The sequence below is a fragment of the Frankia sp. CeD genome (assembly GCF_000732115.1).
Classification (GTDB): Bacteria; Actinomycetota; Actinomycetes; order Frankiales; family Frankiaceae; genus Frankia; species Frankia casuarinae.
Genome location: NZ_JPGU01000101.1, coordinates 1 through 2,590, shown reverse-complemented (window position 1 = coordinate 2,590; position 2,590 = coordinate 1). Strand labels below are relative to the sequence as shown.

At 63.9% G+C, this 2,590-nt stretch carries 3 protein-coding genes; 1 reads left to right on the top strand and 2 read right to left on the bottom strand.

Features of this window, described 5'->3' with window-relative positions:
• Nucleotides 1-46: 46 nt before the first annotated feature.
• Nucleotides 47-325 carry a hypothetical protein gene (locus CED_RS21055; protein ID WP_152569826.1) on the bottom strand — a complete coding sequence of 93 codons (279 nt, stop codon included), beginning with the start codon at nucleotides 323-325 and terminating at the stop codon, nucleotides 47-49.
• A 257-nt stretch (nucleotides 326-582) separates the two neighbouring features.
• On the opposite strand from CED_RS21055, the gene CED_RS21050 reads away from it, so the two are divergent.
• On the top strand, nucleotides 583-1,062 hold the full coding sequence (locus CED_RS21050) for a hypothetical protein (protein WP_035913684.1): 480 nt from the start codon (nucleotides 583-585) through the stop codon (nucleotides 1,060-1,062).
• 62 nt (nucleotides 1,063-1,124) lie between these two features.
• Here CED_RS21050 and CED_RS21045 read toward each other — a convergent pair whose 3' ends face one another.
• The gene (locus tag CED_RS21045) at nucleotides 1,125-1,778 is read right to left on the bottom strand and encodes a formylglycine-generating enzyme family protein (protein ID WP_035913682.1); all 654 of its coding nucleotides are present in this window, start codon (nucleotides 1,776-1,778) and stop codon (nucleotides 1,125-1,127) included.
• Between the last annotated feature and the right edge of the window lie 812 nt (nucleotides 1,779-2,590).

Here is a 2,590-nt window from a genome sequence, read left to right as displayed (position 1 = left end):
CAGATTCGCAGTCCGTGACCGACACGCCGGACCGATTCCCGACCCGTCAACCTCCGTCACGGACGGCCTTACGGCGACGCCTGATTACCGGCGTGCTCTCGAGGACCACCCGTTCGATGCCCTGACAGACTAAATGGTCGGCCAGCTCGATGATCGCGGGGGTGTTCGCCGCGACGTTCCAGGTCTGGGTATACCGCTTGTCCTTCTTGGTCTCGTGCGGGACGCGGGTGCACACCTTGCCGGACGCCTTGGCGACGTCGATCGCGGCGACTCTCGCCACCAGCTGTTCGTGCGCGTCGTCGACGACCTCGACGGGCGGGTTCATCGCGCTGCCGGACCTCCTGACCTCACGGGCGGACACCGAACGGCTGCCCGGGGACCGAAGGGAGATCAGAACTCTGACCGGCGTGCTCGAAGCATAGTGCGCGACCCTGCGGGTCGGGTCCCNGCGGCAGACTAGCCCACGGCCTCCAGGACCAAGAAGCGGACGACGTAAGCGGGCAGCCGGGCTGATCCTTTCACGCCGTCGCGGCGTCCCAAGGGTCAGGGTGACTAGCCCGTATTGTCTACGAGGCGCACGCAGTGCGCCGCGATCTGCTTCGTGACGTCTGCGACATGCTGGACTACATCCGGCCCCTGACCCAGGCCCAAATCTCCGGAACGTGGCGCAATGAGGAGCATGGCAGCGTGATCATCTGCGCGCCCGGTGGGGCGTTCACAGCGACCGACGTGTCGTGCGAGGCGTACCTGCGGGTGGGAAAGAGCGCGACGACCAGCTTCGACGGTCCGCACGCTGCCCGGCTGAGCGACCGCGGGGCCTGGCCGCTGGAGGCCGGCGACTCCAGCGGCCAGCTCACATCGATGCGTGTCGACGCCAAGGGCAACCCGACCGTTCGAGAAGGCTTCAACGCTGTTCTGCGGGTGCGGCGCCTGCCGGACGGCTCCGGATCGCTGGTGCCCGAGGTGACCTACGCGCCCCGCTTCGAGGGCGACTACGCCTACATGCGGCAGTCGTCCGACCGAAGCGGCCGGCGCCCCATTGCTCATAGCGTGAGCAGCTGATCACCGGACAAGACGACTGGTGCGTATGGTGCCGTCGATGACAAAGTCCGTCGAGCCTGGTGCTACGACTTTGTCGCGGAGCGGGCGACGCGGAAGCCGACGTCATCGAGCCGCAGTGTGGGGTGGCTCCGGCGGCGGACGGATGCCCGGCAGCTCCAGTGTTCGTCGAACCAGCCGCCGCCGCGCAGAACCCGGTAGGTGCCGTAGGCCTCCGGGTCGTAGACGTCCCAGCACCATTCCCAGACATTGCCGAGCGTGTCGTGGAGGCCCCAGTCGTTCGGCTGCTTGCCGCCGACGGGATGGGACCGCTCATCGGAGTTGTGCCGGTACCAGGCGATGTCGTTGAGAGCGCCGTAATGGGGTCCGGTCGTCCCGGCCCGGCAGGCGTGTTCCCATTCCGCCTCGGTCGGAAGGCGGTAGCCGTTCGCCGTCTCGTCCCACTCAGCAACCTCCGCGAGCGGGTCCAACCTGTACACGGGACTCAACCGCTCCTGCTGTGACAGAGCGTTGCAGAACGCCGCTGCGTCCCACCAGGAGATCTCGACGGCGGGCAGGGGCCCGTCGGCGGGGGAGGGTGGCGGGCCTCCGGTGACCCGCTGGTACTCCGATCGAGTGACGGCGGTAGTCGCGAGCGCGTACGAAGCAACCACCGTTTGCCAGGTTCTCTCGGTGCGTCGGTCCGACAAAGTCACCGTTCCGCCAGTGATGAATATCATATCTTTACCCATGGCTTGCCCTTCGTGATGCTCGTTCGTCGATCCGTTACCCAATGTAGCGACCTAGTCGCCTCCTCTGCTTCCGTCGCCGATGTCGATCGTTGCTGACTCGGTGGCGGCCGCTGCCTCGCGTCCGCGACGGCCAAACTTCCTCGGATTCTCCGCCCCGGCAGCGACTCTGACCTGCTGGAAAGCTGACCGCATGGGAAAAGATCGTTAAGTAAGCCGTATCGCGCAATGCCTAGAAGTGATCTTAGGTTTGCTTGTCAACCGACAATTTTGCCGAGGCGCTGGCTACGGAGCCCCTTCGTTTCTCGTAACGTTCTGCAACGGGTCAACGCAGAGTCGCTGTGTTGTCAGTCCTGATGTCAAGCCTTGACACCCCCGAGTGTCTTCATGGATGCTTCTCGTGTTCGGGTCTCCGTGGCCGGATTGCTGGCGCGGCCGACGTGTCCGACTCCGGCTGCGGGAGGGGTGACTCGTCACTAAAAGAATCCTGTGCGGTCGATCTTAACCTTCGAGTGGGATCAGCCTCGCGGCTGTGTGAGATTCGTTGGATGATCGAGATCGCCTGAGATGCGTTTGTTGACCGTATCTGCCGATTAGAAGGCTGCGTCCATGTCTCCGTGATCGTGTGCCTCTTCGCGTCTCGCGTCGTGTCGGGCGAATAGCCTTTGTGTAAGCATCTACGGATGCCGGATCGTTTGGTTTAGCGATTGCGCTCTCTACTGAGCCTTTTCAATCTCTGTTTGTCTGATTCTTTCGGCCGTTAAGGATCACCAATTGACGAATTGAACGGGCACTGGTTCCGG

Coding starts and splice junctions, on each gene's coding strand:
- CED_RS21055 (WP_152569826.1), bottom strand. CDS start 325: ATGAACCCGCCCGTCGAGGTCGTCGACGACGCGCACGAACAGCTGGTG.
- CED_RS21045 (WP_035913682.1), bottom strand. CDS start 1,778: ATGATATTCATCACTGGCGGAACGGTGACTTTGTCGGACCGACGCACC.